The 23,674-nt window shown below is 60.8% G+C and carries 21 protein-coding genes, 3 tRNA genes, 3 pseudogenes and 1 riboswitch; of the genes and pseudogenes, 13 read left to right on the forward strand and 14 right to left on the reverse strand.

The window, feature by feature from the left end; all coding sequences use genetic code 11:
- Positions 1-15: 15 nt before the first annotated feature.
- Positions 16-2,139: a TonB-dependent siderophore receptor gene (locus tag QDT79_RS20050; RefSeq protein ID WP_308316966.1), complete on the reverse strand. Its 2,124-nt coding sequence runs from the start codon at positions 2,137-2,139 to the stop codon at positions 16-18.
- A 186-nt stretch (positions 2,140-2,325) separates the two neighbouring features.
- Here QDT79_RS20050 and QDT79_RS20055 point away from each other — a divergent pair, with 186 nt between their 5' ends.
- On the forward strand, positions 2,326-3,075 hold the full coding sequence (locus QDT79_RS20055; RefSeq protein WP_107226459.1) for an AraC family transcriptional regulator: 750 nt from the start codon (positions 2,326-2,328) through the stop codon (positions 3,073-3,075).
- A 164-nt stretch (positions 3,076-3,239) separates the two neighbouring features.
- Here QDT79_RS20055 and QDT79_RS20060 read toward each other — a convergent pair.
- A tRNA-Ser gene (locus tag QDT79_RS20060) sits at positions 3,240-3,329 on the reverse strand.
- Positions 3,330-3,421: 92 nt separating this feature from the next.
- On the opposite strand from QDT79_RS20060, the gene mtfA reads away from it, so the two are divergent.
- Both mtfA and QDT79_RS20070 read left to right on the forward strand, forming a co-directional pair.
- Positions 3,422-4,222, forward strand: a complete 801-nt coding sequence (gene mtfA / locus QDT79_RS20065) for a DgsA anti-repressor MtfA (protein ID WP_063990435.1) — start codon at positions 3,422-3,424, stop codon at positions 4,220-4,222.
- Positions 4,223-4,321: 99 nt separating this feature from the next.
- A tRNA-Asn gene (locus QDT79_RS20070) sits at positions 4,322-4,397 on the forward strand.
- A gap of 54 nt (positions 4,398-4,451) precedes the next feature.
- On the opposite strand, the gene gap is transcribed toward QDT79_RS20070, so the two are convergent.
- The 4 genes from gap to QDT79_RS20090 all read right to left on the reverse strand — a co-directional run bounded on the left by gap (position 4,452) and on the right by QDT79_RS20090 (position 8,411).
- A complete protein-coding gene (gene gap, locus QDT79_RS20075) occupies positions 4,452-5,462 on the reverse strand; it encodes a type I glyceraldehyde-3-phosphate dehydrogenase (RefSeq protein WP_063990436.1) in 1,011 nt (336 codons plus the stop codon).
- Positions 5,463-5,539: 77 nt separating this feature from the next.
- Complete coding sequence (locus QDT79_RS20080) at positions 5,540-6,514, reverse strand: GlxA family transcriptional regulator (protein ID WP_107226593.1); 975 nt, start codon at positions 6,512-6,514, stop codon at positions 5,540-5,542.
- 126 nt (positions 6,515-6,640) lie between these two features.
- Positions 6,641-7,375: an SDR family NAD(P)-dependent oxidoreductase gene (locus tag QDT79_RS20085; RefSeq protein ID WP_107226461.1), complete on the reverse strand. Its 735-nt coding sequence runs from the start codon at positions 7,373-7,375 to the stop codon at positions 6,641-6,643.
- Positions 7,376-7,388: 13 nt separating this feature from the next.
- Positions 7,389-8,411, reverse strand: a complete 1,023-nt coding sequence (locus QDT79_RS20090) for an LLM class flavin-dependent oxidoreductase (protein WP_063990438.1) — start codon at positions 8,409-8,411, stop codon at positions 7,389-7,391.
- A gap of 150 nt (positions 8,412-8,561) precedes the next feature.
- Positions 8,562-8,664, forward strand: a riboswitch (TPP riboswitch).
- A gap of 62 nt (positions 8,665-8,726) precedes the next feature.
- On the opposite strand from QDT79_RS20090, the gene tenA reads away from it, so the two are divergent.
- From tenA to QDT79_RS20110, 4 genes are read left to right on the forward strand one after another with little or no spacing between them, the layout of a single operon-like run.
- Positions 8,727-9,410 carry a thiaminase II gene (tenA, locus tag QDT79_RS20095; RefSeq protein ID WP_308316967.1) on the forward strand — a complete coding sequence of 228 codons (684 nt, stop codon included), beginning with the start codon at positions 8,727-8,729 and terminating at the stop codon, positions 9,408-9,410.
- The gene (locus QDT79_RS20100; RefSeq protein WP_308316968.1) at positions 9,407-10,147 is read left to right on the forward strand and encodes an ABC transporter ATP-binding protein; all 741 of its coding nucleotides are present in this window, start codon (positions 9,407-9,409) and stop codon (positions 10,145-10,147) included. Before tenA ends, QDT79_RS20100 begins: the two co-directional genes overlap by 4 nt.
- Positions 10,144-10,911, forward strand: a complete 768-nt coding sequence (locus QDT79_RS20105) for an ABC transporter permease (protein WP_060437754.1) — start codon at positions 10,144-10,146, stop codon at positions 10,909-10,911. The genes QDT79_RS20100 and QDT79_RS20105 overlap by 4 nt, the downstream gene beginning before the upstream one ends.
- Before the next feature lie 35 nt (positions 10,912-10,946).
- Positions 10,947-11,882, forward strand: a complete 936-nt coding sequence (locus tag QDT79_RS20110; protein WP_308316969.1) for an ABC transporter substrate-binding protein — start codon at positions 10,947-10,949, stop codon at positions 11,880-11,882.
- Here QDT79_RS20110 and QDT79_RS20115 read toward each other — a convergent pair whose 3' ends face one another.
- The gene (locus QDT79_RS20115) at positions 11,883-12,623 is read right to left on the reverse strand and encodes a transporter substrate-binding domain-containing protein (RefSeq protein ID WP_197816129.1); all 741 of its coding nucleotides are present in this window, start codon (positions 12,621-12,623) and stop codon (positions 11,883-11,885) included. It abuts the gene before it with no gap.
- A 286-nt stretch (positions 12,624-12,909) separates the two neighbouring features.
- Between QDT79_RS20115 and opgB the strand changes: the two genes are divergently transcribed.
- Together opgB and QDT79_RS20125 are read left to right on the forward strand one after the other, a co-directional pair.
- Positions 12,910-15,213: a phosphatidylglycerol--membrane-oligosaccharide glycerophosphotransferase gene (gene opgB / locus QDT79_RS20120; protein WP_308316970.1), complete on the forward strand. Its 2,304-nt coding sequence runs from the start codon at positions 12,910-12,912 to the stop codon at positions 15,211-15,213.
- A gap of 137 nt (positions 15,214-15,350) precedes the next feature.
- Positions 15,351-16,814, forward strand: coding sequence for an AMP nucleosidase (locus QDT79_RS20125; protein ID WP_130017208.1), 1,464 nt, complete (start codon positions 15,351-15,353; stop codon positions 16,812-16,814).
- A gap of 36 nt (positions 16,815-16,850) precedes the next feature.
- Here the strand turns inward: QDT79_RS20125 and nac are convergent, their stop codons facing one another.
- Positions 16,851-17,774 carry a nitrogen assimilation transcriptional regulator NAC gene (gene nac / locus QDT79_RS20130; RefSeq protein WP_197657826.1) on the reverse strand — a complete coding sequence of 308 codons (924 nt, stop codon included), beginning with the start codon at positions 17,772-17,774 and terminating at the stop codon, positions 16,851-16,853.
- A 337-nt stretch (positions 17,775-18,111) separates the two neighbouring features.
- Here nac and QDT79_RS20135 point away from each other — a divergent pair.
- Positions 18,112-18,187: transfer RNA gene (locus QDT79_RS20135), tRNA-Asn, on the forward strand.
- Between the two features lie 96 nt (positions 18,188-18,283).
- On the opposite strand, the pseudogene QDT79_RS20140 reads toward QDT79_RS20135, so the two are convergent.
- Positions 18,284-18,544: pseudogene (locus QDT79_RS20140) on the reverse strand (MFS transporter TsgA); the annotation flags it as partial.
- Between QDT79_RS20140 and QDT79_RS20145 the strand changes: the two are divergent.
- Positions 18,534-18,931 (forward strand): annotated as a pseudogene (locus QDT79_RS20145) (integrase core domain-containing protein); the annotation flags it as partial. The pseudogenes QDT79_RS20140 and QDT79_RS20145 overlap by 11 nt on opposite strands.
- On the opposite strand, the pseudogene QDT79_RS20150 reads toward QDT79_RS20145, so the two are convergent.
- Positions 18,923-19,450 (reverse strand): annotated as a pseudogene (locus QDT79_RS20150) (transposase). The pseudogenes QDT79_RS20145 and QDT79_RS20150 sit on opposite strands and share 9 nt — an antisense overlap.
- A 307-nt stretch (positions 19,451-19,757) precedes the next feature.
- Positions 19,758-20,489, reverse strand: a complete 732-nt coding sequence (locus QDT79_RS20155; RefSeq protein WP_308316971.1) for a hypothetical protein — start codon at positions 20,487-20,489, stop codon at positions 19,758-19,760.
- A gap of 243 nt (positions 20,490-20,732) precedes the next feature.
- Between QDT79_RS20155 and QDT79_RS20160 the strand changes: the two genes are divergently transcribed.
- A complete protein-coding gene (locus QDT79_RS20160; protein WP_308316972.1) occupies positions 20,733-21,596 on the forward strand; it encodes a hypothetical protein in 864 nt (287 codons plus the stop codon).
- A gap of 86 nt (positions 21,597-21,682) precedes the next feature.
- Here QDT79_RS20160 and QDT79_RS20165 read toward each other — a convergent pair whose 3' ends face one another.
- Both QDT79_RS20165 and QDT79_RS20170 read right to left on the reverse strand, forming a co-directional pair.
- Positions 21,683-22,123, reverse strand: a complete 441-nt coding sequence (locus QDT79_RS20165; protein ID WP_043143187.1) for a DMT family transporter — start codon at positions 22,121-22,123, stop codon at positions 21,683-21,685.
- 17 nt (positions 22,124-22,140) lie between these two features.
- Positions 22,141-22,659, reverse strand: a complete 519-nt coding sequence (locus QDT79_RS20170; RefSeq protein WP_197816131.1) for a GNAT family N-acetyltransferase — start codon at positions 22,657-22,659, stop codon at positions 22,141-22,143.
- Between the two features lie 38 nt (positions 22,660-22,697).
- Between QDT79_RS20170 and QDT79_RS20175 the strand changes: the two genes are divergently transcribed.
- Positions 22,698-23,267, forward strand: coding sequence for a helix-turn-helix domain-containing protein (locus tag QDT79_RS20175; protein WP_063989221.1), 570 nt, complete (start codon positions 22,698-22,700; stop codon positions 23,265-23,267).
- 13 nt (positions 23,268-23,280) lie between these two features.
- On the opposite strand, the gene QDT79_RS20180 is transcribed toward QDT79_RS20175, so the two are convergent.
- Positions 23,281-23,574: a DUF2623 family protein gene (locus tag QDT79_RS20180; protein WP_038878018.1), complete on the reverse strand. Its 294-nt coding sequence runs from the start codon at positions 23,572-23,574 to the stop codon at positions 23,281-23,283.
- Between the last annotated feature and the right edge of the window lie 100 nt (positions 23,575-23,674).

Below are 23,674 nucleotides of genomic sequence, written 5' to 3' on the forward strand. Positions count from 1 at the left end.
TCGCGACAGCATCGGTCACCACTTATAGCTGAGGGTCGCGATGTACTGGCGTTTCAGCGCATACTCGCAGCCATTGTTGGAGCAGGAAGCCAGGTAGGTTTTGTTGCCGAGATTGGCGGCATTGAGCGCCAGCTGCCATTGGCGCCACTGATAGCCGACGCGCGCATCGTAGACCGTGGCCGCCGGCACCTTCAGGCCGTTGTCCGAGGTGGCGTAGCTGGTGCCGACATAGCGCACGCCGCCGCCCAGCGTCACGCCGTCAAGCGCGCCGTCGAAGGCATACTGGCTCCAGAGCTTGGCGGTATTGCGCGCAATGCCCACCGGACGCTTGCCCTGCGTATCGTCGTTGGCGCTCAGCACTTTCGGATCGGTCAGGTTGTACGACGCTAGCACCGACCACGCCGGCGTGATATTGATGCGGCCATCAAGCTCAACCCCGCGCGAGCGCACTTCGCCGGTCTGCACGCTGAAATTCGGGTGATCGGGATCGGCGGTCGCCACGTTGGTTTCACGCAAGTCGTACAACGCCAGGGTAAACAAGGCATCCAGCCCGACCGGATCGTATTTCAACCCCACTTCCGTCTGCTTGCCTTCGGTCGGTTTAAAGGCGTGGCCGTAAAAGTCATTGCTGCTGCTCGGCACAAACGACGTGGAATAGCTGATGTAAGGCGCCAATCCGTTATCGAAGTGGTACAGCAGCCCGGCGCGCCCGGTCGTTGCATAATCGTTGCGCTCGGTGCGAGTGTCGTTCAGCAGGTCGATACTTTTGGTTTTCGCCGCGTCGTAACGGCCGGCCAGGTTCAGGATCCAGCCTCCCAGTTCGAGCTGGTCCTGGAGATAGAGCCCGGTTTGATCGAGCGTATTGTGCGTACTGCTATCGAGCGGCGGTATGGCCACCGGCACGCTATAGTCCGGGTTGAGGAAGTTAATCGGGCTGGCGTCACCGTAGCCCGACTGGCTGCGCACCGAGGTGTGCATGCGGTCGATCCCAGTCAGCAGCGTATGTTTCACCCGACCGGTATCAAAGTGGAATTCAGCCTGGTTATCCACCGCGAAGTTGGTCATGCTCTCCTTCAGGTTCATCGAATAGCGATCGATGAGCGGCGCATCCGCATGCACACCCCATGGATAGACCATCAGATAGTCGCCGGTGCTGCTGAGGTAACGCAGATTCTGGCGGAAAGTCACCGTATCGTTGAAATCGTGCCGGAACTGGTAACCGATGCTGCCCTGCTGGCGTTCGTACTTGTCGAAGCCCGGCTGGCCGCCGTAAAAACGGGTCGAGATGTGGCCGTACGGGTTAGGCGTCAAGGTGCCGGAAAGCGGCATCTGGTTGTAGAACCCGCTGTCCGGATCTTTGCGCAGCTGCGAAATAATCGTCAGGCTAGTGTGCGCATTCGGCTGCCACGTCAGCGACGGCGCGATGTCATAATGCCGATAGTGGGTATGATCGACCTGGGTTTCGGTATCAAAAAAGGTCCCCGCCACGCGCCCCAACAGCGTGCCGTTATCGTTCAGCGGCCCGGTGGCGTCGACGCCGGTGCCAAACTGATTTTCGTTGCCCGTGCTGACATAAACCTCACCGGACGGGGTCGCCTGCGGCGTTTTGCTGATCAGGTTGACGATCCCGCCGGGATTCGCCTGGCCATACAGTACCGAGGAAGGGCCTTTGACCACTTCGATACGCGACAACAGAAACGGATCCCACGCCGGGCGGCTCCACCACGCTTCACGGGGCAGCCGCAGACCGTCCAGGTACTCGTCGGCTTCAAAACCGCGCACGATGATGGTGTCAAAACGGGTATCCGGCCCGGCGCTCTCCGAGTTGACGCCGGAAACATAGCGCAGCGCCTGCGGGACGTTTTTCGCCGCTTGCGCGTCAATCTCCGCTTGCGTCACCACCGAGATACTCTGTGAAGTACGGCTAATCGGCTGGTTTGACTTCGTCGCAGAGGCGGCACCGTGCGCCACCAGCGTGCTCCCGTCATCCTGATCCTGAGACGCTGCCGCGCTCACCACCAGCGTCTCTTCTTTTGTGGTATTCTGCCCGCCATCCGCGGTAAACGCTTGCCCGCTATAGCCTGCGATTATCGTATATACCAGCACTTTCAACGGTTTTTCCCTGAAAAATTTGCCCATCTGTCTCATCGCCTTTCCGACTGTTAGTAGAATTTTATCGAAATGATAATTATTCAACTTTAAAAGAGAAGCCCGTTCATGGCAGAATGGCGCTACCGACAGTCAGGATGTCGCCAGACGGACAAACGTTGTCCGTTATCGCAGCAATAGACACAAATGGTGAGAACCGGACAGAGGCGGGTAAATATGACATCCCATCACGGTATTGAAGGCCTGCGTCAGCTGCGTTACAGCCCCGGCAGCCAAGAGCCCGTCCATCAGCATGAGCAGGGGCAGCTGATTTTGCCGCTGCGCGGCGTGGCGAAAATCGCCACCGCGCAGCATATCTGGCTGCTCTCGCCGGGCCGCGCCATTTGGCTCCCCAGCGGCACACCGCACGGTTTGGAAGCCATCAATGACGTTGTGACGCACAACATCTACTTTACGCCACCCTTTTCTCGCCGCTATGGCGCACGGCCCCAGGGGCTGAGCGCCACTCCCCTGTTGCATCCCCTGATTGCCGCCGGGCTTGAAAACGCCATTTCCGCCGAACGGCTTACGCTCATTCAAAATCTGCTGAGCGATGAGTTTCAACGCATGCAAAGTGGCCAACTGTGTCACGTGGCCCTGCCGAACGACCGGCGCCTGCGCCAGGTATGCGATGTTTTGTGCCGCGAATTGGGCCATGGCGAAACGCTCGCCTGGTGGGGGAAAAAGGTCGGCGCCAGCGAACGCACCCTGGCGAGGCTGTTTCGCGAAGAGACGCAGCTGAGCTTTTCCGAATGGCGCCAGCAAATTCGCTTGCTGGAGGCGGTATGCAATCTGGCGCGCGGCGTGGCCGTGGGTCAGCTGGCCCACGAACTGGGTTACGCCAGCCCTAGCGCATTCATCGCCATGTTTCGCAAAAAACTGGGCGTGTCGCCGCAACGCTATATTCAAAGTGCGCTGGAAGCGTGAAAGTCGGGCGAGCTTAAGATGACGGAATACCAATATGACGATGACGCGCGAATACCCGATGAAGATCAGCAGCAGGCAGTGGATTGACGTTCAGTGATTTGGCGCCAGGCCAGCGCTATTGTGATGGGGATCGTTGAAAGATTTATTCGTAAGTGATTGAATAGTGGCGGAGAGAGGGGGATTTGAACCCCCGGTAGAGTTGCCCCTACTCCAGTTTTCGAGACTGGTCCGTTCAGCCGCTCCGGCATCTCTCCTAACAACGCTTGCTATCATGCCCGCTTTTACGGCATTTTTACAGCATTAGCATACCGCTGAACGTTCAAGTGATGAGTTTACGAGCAACCTGATGATTAAATGGCCGTGGAAAGCGACTCAACCCTCTCAACCCCAGGCAGACACTCAGGCCCAGTGGCAGGACGCGTTGGCGATCCCGCTGCTCTCGCCGCTGAATGAGCAGGAGCAGCAGCGGCTGGTGGCCGTTGCCGGGCAGATCTTGCAGCAAAAGCGCATCGTGCCGCTGCAGGGGCTGCAGCTCACCTCGCAAATGCAGGCGCGCATCGCCCTGCTGTTCGCCCTGCCGGTGCTGGAACTCGGCGCGGAGTGCCTCGACGGCTTCAACGAAATTCTGCTCTACCCCACCCCGTTCGTGGTGGAAGACGAATGGCAGGACGAAATTGGCCTGGTGCACTCGGGGCCGGTGGTGCAGTCCGGCCAAAGCTGGGAACAGGGGCCGATCGTGCTCAACTGGCAAGACGTGCAGGACTCTTTCGATCTTTCCGGTTTCAATCTGGTGATCCACGAAGCGGTGCACAAACTGGATATGCGCAACGGCGGTGTCGCCACCGGCGTACCGCCGATCCCGCTGCGCGAAGTGGCCGCCTGGGAGCACGATCTGCACGCCGCGATGGAAAGCCTGCAGGATGAAATCGACATGGTCGGTGAAGAGGCCGCCAGCATGGATGCCTACGCCGCCACCGATGCGGCCGAGTGCTTCGCCGTGCTGTCGGAGTATTTTTTCAGCGCCCCCGAGCTGCTGGCCGAACGCTTCCCGGCGCTGTATCAGCACTTTTGCCGCTTCTACCGCCAGGATCCGCTGGCGCGTCTGCTGCGCGCCCAGGCAGAAAACGACGCACAATGGGCTGATTGACGGGCGCATTGCTCAGATACCGAGCAGTCGCACCACTCGAGGCAATTTAGCGTTGACACACCCAGGGCCGCTGGATATGATGCGCCCCGTTCACACGATTCCTCTGTAGTTCAGTCGGTAGAACGGCGGACTGTTAATCCGTATGTCACTGGTTCGAGTCCAGTCAGAGGAGCCATATTTAGAGAAGCCCGCTTAAGGAAACTTAAGCGGGCTTTTTGCTATCGGGCATTTACAGCCCGCGTTTTTCCATCAGCAGCGCCAGATCGACCAAGCGGTTGGAGAAGCCCCACTCGTTGTCATACCAGGCGAGCACTTTCACCAGGTTACCGCCGATGACCAGCGTGGACAGGCCGTCGATGATCGACGAGCGCGCGTCGCCGCGGTAGTCGCTCGACACCAGCGGTTCATCGCTGTACCCCAAAATCCCTTTCAGCGGGCCGGACGCCGCCGCCGCGCGGAAAGCGGCGTTAATCTCCTCCACCGTCGCCGGGCGTTTCAGCGTCACCGTCAGATCGACGATCGAGACGACCGGCACCGGCACCCGCAGCGAGTAACCGGTCAACCTGCCGTCGAGATCCGGGATCACCTTGCCGAGCGCCTTGGCCGCGCCGCTGGAGTAAGGCACGATCGATTCCGCCGCCGCCCGCGCGCCGCGCAGATCTTTTTCCGGCTGATCGTGCAGCGCCTGGCTGTTGGTATAGGCGTGAGTGGTGTTCATCAGCCCGTATTCGATGCCGAAGGCCTGATGCAGCACCTGAGCGGCGGGCGCCAGCCCGTTGGTGGTGCAGCTGCCGTTGCTGACCACGTTATGCAGCGCCGGATCGTAGAGCTGGTCGTTAACGCCCATGACGATGGTGATGTCGTCGTTCTTGGCCGGCGCCGAGATAATCACCCGCTTGGCGCCGCCGTGCGTGATGTGCACTTCCGCCTTGGCTTTATCGGTAAAGAAGCCCGTCGCTTCGATCACCACGTCCACGCCCACGCTGCTCCAGGGAATCTCGGCGGGATCGCGCTGCGAAAACACCTGGATAGGCCGGCCGTCCAGCAACAGCTGGTTGTCGCCGGCTTCCACCCTGGCCGCCAGCGTGCCGGAAAGCGTGTCGTATTTCAGCAGGTGCGCCAGCGTTTTGCTGTCCGTCAGATCGTTGATCGCCACCACTTCAAAATCGCTGCGCCCCAGCGCCGCGCGCAGCACGTTGCGCCCGATCCTGCCGAAGCCGTTAATGCCTACTTTCACCATGATGCTCTCCTCGTTTTGGGCTTTGCCTCAAATCTAGCCTTGCCCCGAGGCGGCGTAAATGACGTTTACCGATCAATTTACGCCAAATTGCGCGCGTGGAAGCGTTCGCGGTATTCGCTCGGGGTCAGCTGCAGTTTGCGCTCAAACACCCGCCGCAGGTTAAGGCCGTTGCCGAAGCCGGTGGCCAGCGCGATCTGTTCGATGCCCTCCGCACTCTGCTCGAGGCGCTGCCTGGCGGTATGCAACCGCCCTTCTTCGACGAATTTGGCGGGAGAAATGCCCGTCTCACGGCTGAATACGCGGGTAAAGTTGCGCGGGCTCATCGCCACGCGTTCGGCCAACCGATCGACGCTGAGATCGTCGGCGAGGTTTTCCAGGATCCAGGACTGCAGGTCGCGGATCGGGCCCGGCGATTTGGCCTGGTTGAGCGGGTAGCGGCTGAACTGCGCCTGTCCGCCGGGGCGACGCAGAAACATCACCAGATCCTGCGCCACTTCGCGCGCCTGCACGAAGCCGTAGTCGTCCTCCACCAACGCCAGCGTCAGGTCGAAACCTGAGCTGACGCCGCCGGAGGTCCAAATCGGCCCATCCTGCACGTAGATCGGGCCGTTCTCGACCTGCACCCGCGGGAAGCGCGCCTGCAGCGTTTCCGCCAGCCGCCAGTGGGTCGTCGCCCGCCGCCCGTCCAGCAATCCGGCTTCGGCCAGCAGCAGAGCCCCGCCGCAGACCGACGCGATACGGCGCGCCTGTGGCGCGGCGCGGCGCAGCCAATCCGCCACCAGGGCGCCCTCTTCTTCGGTCGCCCCTTTACCGGCGACAATGACGGTATCGCGCGGCAGGGCCGGATCGAGATCCGCCAGGCGATGGTCGGCCAACAGGCTCAGCCCGGACAGGCCGTGTACCACCCGATGGGATTGCGTGGTGGCGACCGCGATCTGATACAGCGGCGCCTCGGCAGGGCTCAGGCGGTTAGCCTGCATCAGGATATCGGCGATGCCCGCCGCCTCGAACAGCATGCCCCCTTCAGGGACGATAATCAGGAATGTATGCATGGCGATAATAAGAAGAACGAGCAAAACAGGTCAGACAGCCACTGTATAAGAAAAGCCTCGCCGGTTCACCCTGCGGGCATAAAAAAGCCCGCCGACAAGCACCGACGGGCCAACAAAGCACTGCCCTCAAGCCTGCGGCAGGCTCACCCCGCCGGCGCGCGCCAACTGCGCCAGCAGCGCCGATTGAAACGCCTCGTCGTGCACCGCGGCGTGGGGATCGAACCGTTGCTGATGGTGCCAATAGCCGCCGGACGCCAGGGCCTGCGGCTCATCGCTGGTCACCAACCACGCCTGCGTCACATGCCCCAGCGCCAGATCGTCGGGCGCATCCGCGCCGCCCATTTTGGTCGGCACCCAGCCGGGATCGACCGCGCTGCTGATCACGTCAGGCCACAGGCGCGCCACAGCGGCGGCCAGCGCGGTGACGAACAGCTTGCTGTCCGAATAGGAGCCCGCAGCGCCGCCGAGCCAGTCTACGCCGTTCAGTTCCGGCGCTCCGTCAAAGTGCATGCTGCTGCTCAGGTAGACGATGCGCTTGGGGCGCTCGATCAGGGCCGTCAGCAGGTAGGGCGCAACGACGTTCACCGGCATCACCTGCGGCCCGGTAAACATACCGGCGTTGTGGATCACCGCGTCCGGGCGGCCGAGGCGATTGACCTGCTCGGCAAGCTGCCGGATCTGCTGCACATCGGACAGATCGCCAATCGCCGCCTGCGCACCGCGATCCAGCAGATCGCGCACCGCGTCCAGACGGCCGGGCTCACGCGCATGCAAAATCACCTGATGCCCTTCGTCCAACAGCCTTTGCGCGGCGGCGCGGCCCAGCCCGTCTACCGAGCCGGTAATGAAAATGCGTGACATGCCATTCCTCCGTTTAGCGCCAGCCGAGCGCCGGCGCGACATGGGTTAAAATCGATTCGATGACGTGGGCGTTGTAATCCACGCCCAGCTGGTTAGGTACGGTCAGCAGCAGCGTATCCGCTTCGGCGATGGCCTCGTCCTGCGCCAGCTGCTTGATCAGCACGTCCGGCTCGGCGGCATAGCTGCGGCCGAAGATCGCCCGGGTCTGCGCGTCGATATATCCGAGCTGATCGCCCTCCTTGCCACCGCCGCCGAAGTAGTTGCGATCCCGCTGATCCACCAGCGCGAAGATGCTGCGGCTCACGGAAACCCGCGGCTCATGCGTGTGGCCGGCCTCTTGCCAGGCGGCGCGGTAGGCGCGGATCTGCTTGGCCTGCTGGATGTGGAAGGGTTCGCCGGTCTCGTCGTTCTTGAGCGTCGAGCTTTGCAGGTGCATGCCCAGCTTCGCCGCCCAGACAGCGGTGGCGTTCGAACCGGCGCCCCACCAGATGCGATCGCGCAGCCCGGCGGAAAACGGCTCCGGCCGCAGCAGCCCAGGCGGATTCGGGAACATCGGCTGCGGATTGGGTTCGGCGAACCCTTCGCCGCGCAGCGCTTCCAGGAACACTTCGGTATGGCGGCGGGCCATGTCCGCGTCGGTCTCGCCGTCGGCCGGGGCATAGCCGAAATAGCGCCAGCCGTCGATCACTTGCTCCGGCGAGCCACGGCTGATACCGAGCTGCAGCCGCCCGCCGGCGATCAGATCCGCCGCGCCGGCGTCTTCCACCATGTACAGCGGGTTTTCATAACGCATGTCGATCACGCCGGTGCCGATCTCGATGCGTTGGGTTTTGGCGCCGATGGCGGCCAGCAGCGGGAACGGCGACCCCAGCTGGCGTGCAAAGTGGTGTACGCGAAAATAGGCGCCGTCCGCCCCCAGATCTTCGGCGGCGACCGCCAGATCGATGGACTGCAGCAGCGCATCCGCTGCGGAACGGGTGCCGGACTGGGCGGAAGGCGACCAGTGGCCAAACGAGAGAAAACCAATCTTTTTCATCGGGAATCGTCCTCAAAGGCAAAATCATCGGCCTACAGTGACAAAAATCGCGCGCTCTGCGCCAGCAAAATCGCCCCCGATCGCACTAAACGAACCGATTGCCGCCGCGCCGCCCGGCGATTGTAATCAAAAAACAAATGTCGTATAACAAGCAGCTCCGAGGGGTGTCCTGTTACGGGCTGAGATGGCGCAAGCCGAACCCTTTGAACCTGATCTGGGTCATGCCAGCGAAGGGACGGTTAGGCAACAACGCTCTCACCCGTTGCCTGTTCATACCCCAGCGTGCCCGGATCTCCACTGACTCAAGGAGGTCCCATGTCCATCACCACCCTGTTCGAAAGCGGTCTTTACGGCCGGTTGCGCCAGCATGCCGGCAGCCACTGGCAAGATTACGTCGATCACCCATTTCTGCAGCAGCTGGCCGCCGGCACCTTGCCCGAACGCGCTTTTCGCCGCTACCTGACCCAGGACTACCTGTTCCTGCTGCACTTCGCCCGCGCCTACGCGCTGCTGGTCAGCAAGCTGCGCACCCTGCCGGAGATGCGCGCCGCCACCGCGTCGCTCAACGGCATCGTCGCCGAACTGCCGCTGCACGTCGCCTACTGCGCCGAATGGGGACTGAGCGAAGCGCAGATCGCCGCCCAGCCGGAAGCGGCGGAGACCATGAACTACACCCGCTACGTACTGGATATCGGCCATGCCGGCGACGCCCTCGATCTGCTGGCCGGCTTGCTGCCCTGCGTGGCCGGCTATGCCGAAATCGGCCTGCGGCTGCTGCACGATCCCGCCACCCAAATGGAGGGCAATCCTTACGCCTCCTGGATCCGCAACTACGGCGACGAGGGCTATCTGGCCGGCGTGCGTGCCGCCATCGAGCTGCTCGAGACCGTCGGCCACCAGCGCGGCGCACAAGGCCGCCTCACCGAGCTGGCGCAGATTTTCACCACCGCCACCCAGTTGGAATCGGCATTTTGGCAGATGGGGCTGAACGCCTCATGACCTCCCCGCTTCGCCCGCCCGGCATCCAGGTGCGGGATCTCAGCCTGCGTTTCGGTCAGCAAATCGTCTTCGACCGGCTGAGCTTCGACATCGCCGGCGGCAGCTTCGTCGCCCTGCTCGGCGCCAGCGGCGCCGGCAAAACCAGCCTGCTGAAGATCATCGCCGGCCTGGAACGGGCTACCTCGGGCACGGTGACCGGCAGCGACGGCCTGCCGGTCACCGGGCGCATCGCCTACATGGGGCAAAAAGACCTGCTCTACCCGTGGCTGACCGTCGAGGAGAACGTCGCCCTCGGCTCGCGGCTGCGCGGCGAAACGCCGGACCGGGCGTGGGCGGCGCACCTGCTGGAGCGCGTGGGCCTGGCCTCTCATGGCCGCAGCCTGCCTGCCGCGCTGTCCGGCGGCATGCGCCAGCGCGCCGCCATCGCCCGCACGCTCTACGAACGCCAGCCGATCGTGCTGATGGACGAACCCTTTTCCGCACTGGACGCCATTACCCGCGCCGAGATCCAGAGCCTGGCCGCCGAACTGCTGGCGCAAAACACCGTGCTGCTGATCACCCACGATCCGATGGAGGCCTGCCGCCTGAGCCACCGGCTGCTGGTGCTGTCGCCCTGGCCGCTGGGCCTCGACGACACCCACCGCATCAGCGGGCAACCGCCGCGCGCGCCGGATGACGCCGACCTGCTGAGAAGCCAGGCCGAACTGCTGCAACAGCTGGTGAGGGCCGCGCAATGAATATTGCCAAAGAGCGTGGGCTTACCCGCCTGCGGCGTGGGCTGACGGTGTTTGCCGGCCTGCTGCTGCTGTGGTGGCTGGCGGCGCAAAGCGGCATTCCGGCCTTTCTGCTGCCCACGCCGAGCGCGGTGGCGCAGGCGCTGTGGGACGGGCGCGGCTACCTCGCCTGGCACACGCTGGTCACCGCTTCGGAGATCGTCAGCGGGCTGGCGCTGGGCGTGCTGCTCGGCGCGGCGCTGGCGCTGTGTATGATCTTCTCGCCGCGCCTGCAACGCTGGCTGATGCCGCTAGTGCTCACCAGCCAGGCGATACCGGTGTTCGCCCTGGCCCCGCTGCTGGTGCTGTGGTTCGGCTTCGGCATGAGCGCCAAGGTGGCGATGGCGGTGCTGGTGATTTTCTTCCCGGTGGTGTCGGCCTTTTTCGACGGGCTGCGGCGGGTCAACAACGACTATCTCGATCTGGCGCGCACGATGCGCGCTTCCCGCTGGGCGCAGCTGCGGCACGTGCGGCTGATGGCAGCGCTGCCGGCCTTCGGCTCCGGCCTGCGCATGGCCGCCGCCGTCGCGCCGATCGGCGCCATCATCGGCGAATGGGTCGGCTCGGCCGAAGGGCTGGGCTACGTGATGCTGAACGCCAACGCGCGCATGCAGACCGACGTCTGCTTCGCCGCGCTGTTTATTTTGGTGCTGATGACCGTGCTGCTGTGGGCTGCGGTGGATGCGCTGCTGCGGCGCCTGATCGCCTGGGCGCCGGAAAACGACTGATGATTGCAACCATAACCAGGGATAAAGGAACGACCATGATCAAACAAACCGTTTGCGGGCTGCTGCTCGGCGCCGCCATCACCGGCCAGGCCGGCGCGGCCGAAAAGCTGACGCTGGTGCTCGACTGGTATATCAACCCCGATCACGCGCCGATTATGGTGGCCGAGCAAATCGGTGCCTTCAAGGCCGAAGGGCTGGACGTCAAGATCGTGCCGCCGTCCGATCCGGCGCTGCCGCCGCGGCTGGTGGCCGCCAAACAGGCCGACCTCGCCATTACCTATCAGCCGCAGCTGCATTTCTTCGCCGATCAGGGCCTGCCGCTGATGCGCGTCGGCACGCTGATCAACACGCCGCTGAATACGGTGATCGCGCTGGATAAAAACATCACGTCGCCGGCGGATCTCAAGGGCAAAACGGTGGGTTACTCGGTCAGCGGCATCGAACAGGCGACGCTGGCCACCATGGTCGAACACGAGCACCTCAAGCCGCAGGACATCAAGCTCATCAACGTCAACTTCCAGCTAACCAGCGCCCTGCTGGCGGGCCAGGTCGATGCGGTGATCGGCGGCTACCGCAACATCGAAGCGCTGGAACTGAAGCTGCAGGGCAAGACGCCGGTGGTGTTCAACGTCGAAGATTACGGCGTGCCGGCCTACGACGAGCTGATCATCGTCACCCACCGCGATGCGGTGAACGAACCGAAAATCCGCAAGTTCCTCGCCGCGTTGAAGCAAGGTAGCGACTACCTGCATGCGCACCCGCAGGACACCTGGCTGGCGTTCGCCAAGGCGCACCCGGAGCTGAATACCGAGCTGAACAAACAGGCGTGGCAAGCCAGCCTGCCGCTGTTCGCGCGCGATCCGGCCAAGCTGGATCGGGCCCGCTACCAGGCTTACGAACAGTTCTTGTTCGACAACAAGCTGATCAAGAAAATCACCCCGGTGGAACAGTACGCGGTGGAGCTCGACTGATCACGCCGAGGCGGCCGGCGGTGCCACCGTCACCTCGCCCTGGCCGCTGCGCTGCAAGGCCGCCTTCACCAGCCCGTTGGCTTTGCAGCGCGCGATAAAATCGTTCACGTAGGCGGCGCCCTGCGTTTTTTGCCGCGGCACTGCCATCGCCTGGCGGATAGCGGTGAAATGCCCCTCCAGCACCCGGTAGCCGGGATGGGCGGCCGCGGCGGCCAGCAGCGGTTGACGCACGCCGGCCGCCGCCTCCAGCCCCCGTTCGAAAAACAGCGCGATCGCCTCGGCGGAGGTTGCCGCCCGCACCAGCTGCGCCTGCTGCAGCGTGCGCGATAAAAACAGATCGTACGCCGCCCCCTGGCCGACCGCGATGCGCACCTCCGGCCTGTCGAGCTGCGCCACCTCAAAGTAAGGCGCGTCGTTCGCCACCAGATAGGTTCCCTCGATGATCACGTAGGGCTCGCTGAAGGCGATCTGCGCCGCGCGCACCGGCTCGATGGCCATAAACGCCAGGTTCCAGGCGCCGCTGTCCAGGTCGGCGAACACCTTGCCCGCCGCGTCATAGGTGACCAGTTCGAGCGCCACACCCAGCTCCTGGGCCAGCGCGGCGGCCAGTTCCACCGAAGCGCCTTGCGGTTTGCCACCGGCCCCGGCCTGCGCCAGCACCGGATTGCCGTAGTTGATCGCCGCGCGCAACACGCCTTGCGGGGCCAGATCGTCGAGTACCGCGGCGGGAATCGTCTGCATACTTCCTCCTGAATGGCTGATGGGCGCACCGTCGTGGCGCTCATTAAGCGTAGAGCGAAACCTCCGACCAGCAAGCTTTCGCCGCCGAGGCCACCGTCGGCGTGATTAACGTCACACTATTGTCATAAAAATGTACAATAGCCGCCGCTCGTCGGCCGTAGCGGGAGATCGCGCGTTGTTCCGCCGCCGGCAATAGGCTATACCCTTCACTTTTCGCGCTGCGGCACGCTCGGCGGCGCAAACCAGGGCAGCAACGGTTTTATTTCAATCAGACAAGGTTTGGCGGATGGTTTTAGCAGTCGTTTCGTTTGTTCTCTTTTTGGCGTCGATTTTGATTTATCGCACCCGGGCCGCCGCCAACCGCTGGTGGTTCGCCATTCTGCTGACGCTGCTCGGCAGCTATCTGGTGCTGAACGTCATCCTGATCGCCAGCAACTACTTCACCGGCGACGGCATCACCGACGCGGTGATTTACACCGTCACCAGCAGCCTTAAAGGCGCGGGCATCAGCAAATACGTGCTGCCGTTTATCGGCCTGCTGGCGGCGTTGGGGCTTATCTTCGCGGTGCTGGCCCGCAGCCTGCTGCGCCGCAAGGCCAAAGGCAGCAGCGTGGCCTACAGCGTCGTCGCCGTGCTGCTGGCGCTGTTCTCGGTCGGCACCACCCCGGCGTTTCAGGACATCTCGCTGCTGGTCAAGAGCCAGATCGTCGGCGATACCGCCGATTTCACCACCTACTACAAGGCGCCGAAAAAAACCGTACAGGGCAAGCGCCCGAACCTGGTGTACATCTATGCCGAGAGCCTGGAGCGCACCTACTTCGATACCGAGCTGTTTCCCGGCCTGGCCGACGAGCTGAACGCCCTGCGCACGGACAGCATCGATTTCAGCAACACCCAGCAGCTGCCGGGCACCGGTTACACCATCGCCGGCATGGTCGCCTCGCAGTGCGGCATTCCGCTGTTCGCACCTTTCGACGGCAACGCCTCGAGCGCGGTCTCCACCTTCTACCCGGAGAACGTCTGCCTGGGCGACGTGCTTAAGGCCGCCGGCTACAGCAACTATTTCTATCAGGGCGCCGAGCTGGCGTTCGCCGGTAAAGACACCTTCCTGAAATCCCACGGCTTCGACCACGTTTACGGCTTCAAAGAGCTGCGCGAACAGGTCGCCGATCCAAGCTACAAAAACGACTGGGGCTGGTACGACGACAGCGTGCTGGACGTGGTGTACGGCAAGTTCGTCGAGCTGTCCAAGCAGCGCCAACCCTTCTCGCTGTTTACCCTGACCGTCGACACCCATCACCCGGACGGCTTCATCTCCGCCGGCTGCAGCAAGAAAAGTTACGCCTGGCAGAATAAAGAAAACCGCTCGCTGAGCGCGGTGGCCTGCAGCCAGCAACACATCGCCGCGCTGATCGACAAGATCAAACGCTCGCCCTATTTCAGCAATACCGTGATCGTGGTGTCCTCCGATCATCTGGCGATGAACAACACCGCCTACGATATCCTGACCAAACAGAAGCGCCGCAACCTGTTCTTCATCATCGACGGCACCCGGCCGCTGGCGGAACAGCGCAACGAGAAGCGCAGCACGCTGGACAACGGCGCCACGGTGCTGGACGTGATGGGCGGCGACAACTACATCGGCCTCGGCCGCAGCAGCCTGTCGGCGCCGTCGCTGTCTACGGTGTTCCTGAACATCGAAGAGAAGATCAACGGCTGGAAACCGGCGGTGATCAACCAGTGGGGCCTGCCGAACCGCATTAGCGACTACAGCGTGGATACGCGCCAGCGCAGCTTCAGCTTCTCCGGCGTCACCTACAAGGTGCCGTTCATTCTGCGGGTGGGCGATAACCGCATCGAACCGATGTTCAACGTCTACCTTTCCACCCCGCTGCGCAAGCAGCTGGCCGGGCTGGGGGCGGGGGAGAAATTCGTCTGGGTCGATAAATGCTACGAGATCGGCCGGGTCTGGGCGCCGCAGCTGGCGTTGAGCACCGACATCTGCGTGGCCTCCGGCACCCTGGCCTCGCCGCCGCAGATCGTGCAGGCCAGCGGCGAACGCTTCCGCGGCAAGGTGAGCTTTACCGCCCCGGCGGCGGACAGCGTCGCCGATTACCAAAACGCCGTCGCCCGCCTGCAGGTGGACGACGCGGCGATGAAGTACCGGGCGGACAGCATCGAGTTCATGCTGCCCGGCCTGCCGGAGCAGGTGAAAGCCATCACCGGCGTTTCCGGCGTCGAGGAGTGGGGCCGCTGGTCCGACGCCAATCTGGCGCCGGCGGTCGACATCGACTACGTCGATCCGCTGCCGAAGCGCTTCGATCTGGTGCTGCGCGCCCGCGCCTACGGCAATAACGTCGGCGAACCGATTTCGGTGCGCGTCGGCGACGAAGAGCGTTTCGTGTCGCTCGGCGAACAGGACAGCACCGTCACCCTGCGCTTCGACAACCCGCGCGGCGCGCAGAAGATCAGCATTACCCCGCCGGCACCGACCGAGCCGAAAGAGAGCGCCAGCGGCGGCTTCACGCCGAAGAAGCTGGGCATCGGCCTGGTGTCGCTGAAGGTCGAAGCGGCAAGCCCCGCCTCCTGATCCCCACGCCTTCACGGGTGCGGTATTTTCTTTGCCGCGCCCGTCATTTCGACCAAGCTTTTACGCCCTTCTTCGGCTAACCTGTGACGGTAAAACGCCGCCCCCCGCCACAGAGCCGGGACATCCAAGGAGAAAGTATGAGCTATGCCCCACCTCGCAGCGGCCTCAGCGCCGATCAGGCACTCGATCAACTGGAAGCCCTGTATGACGCCGCGGTAGACGCGCTGCGTCAGGCGGTCAGCGACTTTATCAACCACGGCGCGCTGCCGGATGCGCAGGCGCGCGCCGCCGGGCTGTTCGTGTATCCCGAGCTGCGCGTCAGCTGGGACGGACAACAATCCGGCCCGAACAAAACCCGCGCCTTCGGCCGCTTTACTCATCCCGGCAGCTACAGCACCACCGTGACCCGGCCACAGCTGTTCCGCCACTATCTGGCCGAACAGCTGGCGATGCTGGAGCACGATTACGCCGCCCATATCGAAGTGGCGCCGTCGCAGCAGGAGATCCCGTTCCCTTACGTGATCGACGGCTCCAGCCTGGCGCTCGATCGCTCGATGAGCGCCGGCATCGCGCAGCATTTCCCCACCACCGAGCTGGCGCAGATCGGTGACGAAACCGCCGACGGCCTGTATCACACCACCGACAACCATTTCCCGCTGTCGCATTTCGATGCGCTGCGCGCGGATTTCTCGCTGGCGCGGCTGCGGCACTACACCGGCACGCCGGTGGAACACTTCCAGCCGTTCGTGCTGTTCACCAACTACACCCGCTATGTGGATGAGTTCGTGCGCTGGGCCTGCGCGCAAATCGCCGATCCGGCTAGCCCGTACATCGCGCTCTCCAGCGCCGGCGGCACCTATATCACGCCGGAAACCAGCGCCCCGGAACAGGCGGTGTCCGATCTGGCGTGGAAAAACCACCAGATGCCGGCCTATCACCTGATTTCGCGCACCGGCCAGGGCATCACGCTGATTAACATCGGCGTCGGCCCGTCCAACGCCAAGACCATCTGCGATCACCTGGCGGTGCTGCGCCCAAGCGCCTGGCTGATGATCGGCCACTGCGGCGGCTTGCGCGAAAGCCAAAAGATTGGCGATTACGTGCTGGCCCACGCCTATCTGCGCGACGATCACGTGCTGGATGCGGTGCTGCCGCCGGATATCCCGATCCCGAGCATCGCCGAGGTGCAGCGCGCCCTGTACGACGCCACCAAGATGGTCAGCGGCATGCCCGGCGAAGAGGTCAAACAGCGCCTGCGCACCGGCACCGTGGTCACCACCGACGATCGCAACTGGGAGCTGCGCTATTCCGCTTCGGCGCGGCGCTTCAACCTCAGCCGCGCGGTGGCGGTCGACATGGAGAGCGCCACCATCGCCGCTCAGGGATACCGCTTCCGGGTGCCGTACGGCACGCTGCTGTGCGTCTCCGACAAACCGCTACACGGCGAAATAAAACTGCCGGGCCAGGCCAACCGCTTCTACGAAGGGGCGATCTCCGAGCACCTGCAGATCGGCATCTGCGCCATCGATCTGCTGCGCGCCGAGGGCGATCGCCTGCACTCGCGCAAGCTGCGCACCTTCAACGAACCGCCGTTCCGGTAACGGTGCTCAGGCCCGTTGCGGCGGGCCGTTTTTTCCTCAACGCACCAGCGCCAGCGCGCGTTTCTCCTGGCTGCGGCCGCCGGCGATCGACAGCAACATGTCTTTGACCAGCAACGCCGGGGCGGACAACGCCTGTTGGCCCGACATGCACAGCGCCAGCGGCACCGACATCGTCGGCGCATTGATGCGCGCCATCCAGGCCTTGGCCGGGCCGATCATCGCGCGCGCCACCGATTCCGGCAGCACGGTCGCCCCCAGCCCGCCGGCGATCGCGGCGCTCAGCGCGCCCGAGGATTCGATCTCTCCCACCACGTTGATCGCCAATTTACGCAGCGCCATCGCCTCTTCCAGCTGATTGCGCACCGCATCGCCCTCGCGCGGCAGGAACAGGTTCAGCCGCGCCACGTCCAGCAGTTCGACGCTGTTGCCGGGATGCGGCACCGCGCGCGTCGCCACCAGATAGAGATCTTCCCGCATCAGTGCGATGGCGTGCAGCCCGGCGGGCATCTTGGCGCCGTAGACCATCGCCATGTCCAGCGTCTGGTTGGCCACCTGCCCGGCCAGCGCCGCGCCGCTGTTTTCATGCAGGCTGAGCAGGATGCCCGGTTGCTGATCGCGCAGGGTCTGCAGCAGCGGCAGCGCCAGCTGCGCCGCGGTGCTGCCCGACGCCAACCCGAGAGACACCTGGCCGCTCATCGCCTGCCCGGCGCTGTTGACCGCGCTCTGCGCCTGCTCACACTGGCGCAGAATGGTCTGCGCGTGGGCATAGAGAATATTGCCGGCTTCGGTCGGCTGTACGCCCCGCTTGGTGCGGATCAGCAGTTGTTGCTTCAGCTCCCCTTCCAGCGTCGCCAGCTGCTGGCTGAGCGCCGGTTGGGCGATGTGCAACACCTCCGCTGCCTGGGTCAGGCTGCCGATATCAACGATTTTCACGAAGTACTTCAGACGTCTGAAATTCATAGAGCCTCCAGCGAGCCGCTAAATTGAGAATGCCGAAATCCGGTCAGGCACCGCAGCAAGATCCGGGCCAGAGTCGGTAAACGGCCAAGGAGGCGGGATATCAGGTGGTCAACGACCGTTCGCCGGGCGGCGAGCGCCACACCGCAGGGCAGGCGTTGCACCACAGGCAGGCAACTGCGGCGCTCAACGGGCAATTCGGCGACGCTGCGCGCGGGATAAGCGACAAAAGCGAGAAAAAGCAGCAGGTTGGGCAATCTTGCAGCAAACGAACGCATCGGGCGTTTTCACGCTTTACAAGCCACAACCGCCCCGCTATTATTCGCCCCGTTCACACGATTCCTCTGTAGTTCAGTCGGTAGAACGGCGGACTGTTAATCCGTATGTCACTGGTTCGAGTCCAGTCAGAGGAGCCATATTTAGAGAAGCCCGCTCAGGGAAACCCGAGCGGGCTTTTTGCCTTTCAGCCGCCGTCAAAAGCTGCGTTTCGCCACCAGCAGCAAGGCGCCGAACAGCGCCGCATATACGCCTAAGTGCGCCACAATTGGCCCGGTGACCACAAAGGTCAACATGGTGCCGACTGTTCCACTGGTCAGAATGAAACTCACCAGATTGGGTGAGGAAACACTCACTTGCTGTGAGCCGAGCGTAATCACCGTGATATAAATCGCGCTGGAAACAAAACCAGGCCCGAAGATGAAATACTTTAAGATGTGAATTTCATCGCCGCTAACAAACAGGAACATGGCCAACGTGGCTAAGGCTGCGAGCACCGGTGGCTATAACAGCATGACCGTGCAGGACATGATGCTGAGAGCCGTGGAGAAGCGCTTCGGAGTGACGCTCCCGGACAAACCGGTGCAGTGGCTGACGGACAATGGTTCGGCGTATACGACGCATGGCACGCGCAAGTTCGCCACAGAGCTGAATCTGGAAGCCTACACAACGGCAGCGAGCAGCCCACGAGTAACGGCATGGCCGAGCGGTTCGTGAAGACGATGAAGGAAGACTACATCGCGTTCATGCCAAAACCGAATGTGCGAACGGCGCTGCAGAACCTTGCTGAGGCGTTCAATCATTACAATGAAAACCATCCGCACAGCGCACTGGGATATCACTCCCCGAGAGAATACCGGCGCCTGCGGGCAATGTTAACTTAAGATACAAAAGCTGTCTGGAGATAGCGGGTCAAGATCATCTTCAGTGTTAATGCCCAGAGCGAGGAATACGGCTTTGTTAATCACGCTGCCAGCCTGACGAACCCCCACCACGATACAGTCAAGATAAACAATGGGATACCGTGCATCAAGAGACCTATTTTACCACTTTGTCACCTGTTCTTTAACTGCATCGGTGACCTTAGATATCAGCGTGGGAGACACGTCCGTATCGTACATTTCCTTGAACGTGGCGACGATTTCGCGGTGGTCATGCCTTTGGCATAGAGGGACCAAATCTGGATGTCCATCTGCGTAATACGCGTCTGTTAACTGAGGTTCAAAGGTATTTTCACGGTCACGCGGGGTGTTCAGCTCGCTCTCGCCGTCATCACTCAGCAGCGTTTTTGACGCGTAGCCATTGCGGGTATTTGAGCCTTTTTTGGGCGCGTTTTTCTTATGTCCGAGGTGCTCGCTCAGTTCTGCATTGAGCGCCGTTTCGACGGTAAGCTTCGTCAGCATCTGGAAAAACTGGTTGAGGTCGGCTTCAGTTTTAAGGCCTTTGCCAGTTCAGCAGCCAGCGCTTTGAGTTTATTTTCGTCCATAACTGCCTGTCTCGGTTGTGGGAATGAACATATCAAAAACAGGCAGATACACAATTTAAATTACAGTCTCTATTCGCACGGCTTTGGTCGAGAAATTCTACGGCGACCGAGTTGTATTATATTTCATCTTCTTGCTCCACGCCTATACCACTATGGTTTACAGAGTTATTTTATCGCATAGCACATATAACCCTCTTCCCTTTAACACTATATCCTTTAAGCATTCAAATATAGCCAATAAATGGATGAACTCGCTTTTGTCTGACGGGATGAGAATAGCTTAAATATGAATTACCCGGTGTAGCCTCCACTGTTAAAGATGTACACAACCCTTTAACTGTCTCAAGCGTAATTTGCCATAGAAATATCGATCTCATATTAGATATCCGAGTAATCTCCATTGATGCAACGACAAAGGGATCTTTCGATTTTTTTTGGTATGTAGACACCCAGTGATTAAGCCTTTTGTTTTTCAACTCGCCATTCAAAAGATCGTAGTCGAACGTAACATAGTATTCAGTTGGATAAGCATCCGAAAGCCCATCATACATAAACATCTGAACAATATTATATGCATAGCCATTGATCCGGTTCGTTGCGTGTTTTCTCCATATTGGCATTTGCCTGCTAAGACCCCAGTCTTTTTCAATAAAACTAGCCAAATAAATAATCTTATTAGCAGACTGGAAATCGAGAATACCTTTATTATTGGTCGTGATCCACGACTCAAGGCCATAAGGTCGTGGATATGGGCAGCCGTTTTCCTGTAAAAATTCGTTACCTGATTCAGGGTGTAAAAGAGGTGGAATTGGTGATTGCCACATTGAGCGCCAGAGCAGCGTAGAAAAATTCAGAGGTGGCAGCTCAGCACGAGCAATGACTCTGCCAGCAACCGCACGGAGATGTTGTGCACTATATACAGCTAGAAGTTGATAACGTGGGTCAGATGTTAGCATAGCATAAATATCCATCACTACAGTCGTATAGTTAGATAATAGTACATGCTCTAAAATTACAATACCATAGTATATATTGTGTAACGTAACGACAGGTACAGATTCATGAATGCTCTGGCCTGTTTTTCGTTATCTTTTCAAAAACGGATGACCTGTTGGCCAGGCTGGCAAAAAGTTGCGATATATGGCAATACGTAGATATAATCATACAACATCAATGTGCTATGACATGGAGTGTTCACTTTGAAAAAATCAATGTTGCTCTTTTTGCCGCTTATTTATTCATGCAATGTATATGCAAATAAACATCTCTGTTCTGAAAAAACATCAGCCAACAACGCCTTTAACAATGCCATCTTGGCTCAAGAGTGGTCAGCTAAGAAAACGCCTAAAAAAATCAGCATGCATATAACCAGCAAGGATGACTATATTTCGGCTGATTCCCAGGTAGAGTTTGATGACTGCGGTACCCTGCTGCATTCACGCGCTAAAAAAACCGTCAGGTCACAAATTAACAAGAGTATTTTAGTGATCCAGTTCAGCAGCACGCTTGATAAAAACCATAACAACTGGGATTACAGCTCAACATTCAACATGTCTATGATTGAGAATGGCAATGCCCGCCATGAGCTGATGGCGCAAGAGATCAGCGGTACCGTGCTCACCGATGACAGTGGCCGAATCGTCCGATCGGAAGAGGCATCCGACCTGCTCATCAAGCAAAAGCACCAGTCAAGCAAGGCGGTAACAACATTTTTAGCCGATGACGCCGGGAGGCTATCCAAGGCAAAACGCATTAGTACGCTGGGCAATGACAGTGGCAACACCGTTTATAGTTATGGCGCTAAAAATCGTTTAATAAGATCAACATCAGGTACAACCACCGCAGATTTTACTTATGATAGTGACGATAGAGAGTTAGCCAGCAAAGAAGTGATGAAGTCCTTCACCACAGAAACGACCATAACCACCTGTAAAAGCTGGGATAAGTTTGGAAGATGCATTAATGCTCAGCAAAATATTTCAATTTTGATTAAAGACGTGAAGAAAAACCGGGATAACATCTACGACCACGTTGCAGAAATAAAGTATGACTATGTTTACTAGTTTGTTATCGGGGGAATCATTTCCCCCGATAACATGCGGCGTAGCTCAAGGCGCAGAAACAATCCCGGCGGCGGCAAACCGCTCCCTCAAAAACTGCGTTTCGCCACCAGATAGGCGCCCGCCACCAGCAGCAAAGCGCCGAACAGCGCCGGCAGATTCTCGCGCAGCGCCGCCGGGCCGGCGCGGTAGACGTCCACCAGCAGCCCCATGCACAGCTGGCTGGCGACCAGGATCGAGATGGTGGCCGCCGCCCCCAGTTTTTGGTAGCCCAGGATACCGGCAAACACGAACAGCGATCCCAGCAGCCCCGGCAGCAGCATCCACCACCTGGCGGCGCCGGTCACTTCCGCCACCGCGCCGAGGCCGTTTTTGGCCAGCAACAACCCCACCAACAGCAGCAAACCGACGCTGGAGTTGATCACCAGCGTGATAAGGATGGTCGAGACGCTTTCGGTAATGCGCACCATCAGCAGATTCTGCACCACCAGTCCCATTCCCGCCGCGATCAGCAGCAATAGCATATTCATCGCCCTGTCTCCCGGGATCAGCGCGCCGGCGGTGCCGCCCGCTCGTCGAGCGTCAGCTGCAGGAAAGTCAGATCCAGCCATTGGCCAAATTTGGCGCCCACCTGCTCCATGCGCCCCACCTCGCGGAACCCGAGCGCCAGATGCAGCTGAATAGAGGCCTGATTGCCGGATTCGATGCCGGCCACCATCACATGCTTGCCGATCTCCCGCGCCCGTGCGATCAGGGCGATCAACAGCGTTTTGCCAATCCCTTCACCGCGATGCGCCTGATGGACATACACCGAGTGTTCTACGGTATGGCGATAGCCGTCCCAGGCGCGCCAGTCGCCGAACGACGCGTAGCCGATCGCCTCGTCCGCGCCGTTCACCGCCACCAGCACCGGGTAGCCGGCCGCCTGCCGTTCGCCGATCCACGCCGCGCGGTTGGCCGCATCCACGGTTTGTTCATTCCAGATGGCGGTGCTGTTCAACACCGCGTCGTTATAGATGGCGGCAATCGCCGCGCTATCGCTGAGCGTCGCATTTCGTATAATCATGGTTTACCCCGGCCAATTGTCCACTATAATACTACGATATGAATATTAAATTAGACAATCTAAATCAGCTGATCGGCGCACGCATTCGCATTGAACGCGAGGCGCGCCACTGGTCGCTGTCCGATCTGGCCGAGCAGGCGGGCGTTTCACGGGCGATGGTGCATAAGATCGAGCGCGGCGAGAGCAGCCCGACGGCGATGCTGCTGGGCAGGCTGGCGGGGGCGTTCGGCCTCAGCATGTCCAAGCTGATCGCCCGGGCGGAAACGCAGGAAGGCCGGCTGCTGCGCCGGGAAGATCAGCCGGTCTGGGTCGATCCGGAGAGCGGCTACGTGCGGCGCCACGTGTCGCCACGCACCGATCTGCCGCTCGATCTGGTGCGTATCGAACTGCCGGCCGGCGCGACGATCCCGATGCCGGCTTCGGTGTATGCCTTCAAACGCCAGCTGATCTGGGTCTTATCCGGTGAGTTGGTCTTTCTTGAGGGTGAGGCACGCCATGACATGGCCGAGGGAGACTGCCTGGAGCTCGGCCCACCGGCGGACTGCCGCTTTGAAAACCAGAGCGACCAACCGTGCGTGTATATGGTGGCGGTGCTGAGCGCCGCCTGACGCCCCGCCCGCGCTAGCCCTGCGTCGGCCGGTTATAGCCGGCGCGGAAAAACTTCTCCGCCAGCCGGCTGTCGCCGCCGGAAAAGAACTCGCTCATCGGCTCACTGCCGAGGCCATAGGCGCGGCTCAGCTGTCCGGCTTCGAACGCCGCCCGGTTTTCGTCGCCGCAACGCTGCGCCAAATGGTGCGCATAGCCGAGCACAAAGCCGCGCTTGTAGTCGGAGCAAAAGCGCGACAGCTCCGTCTCCGGCTTCAGGTTCTCCGCCTTTAGCCCCGCCAACAGCCCTTTGCCAAAATGGTCACCCACGCTTTCCTCCTCATCACGCCATCGCTATATAACAAAATATACAGCGAATAAGCGAACGAGAACATACTCCCTAAGTTTTACTCGCCGCATAAAAAAGGCC

The organism is Serratia marcescens (assembly GCF_029846115.1).
In the GTDB taxonomy this organism is placed as follows: Bacteria; Pseudomonadota; Gammaproteobacteria; order Enterobacterales; family Enterobacteriaceae; genus Serratia; species Serratia marcescens_L.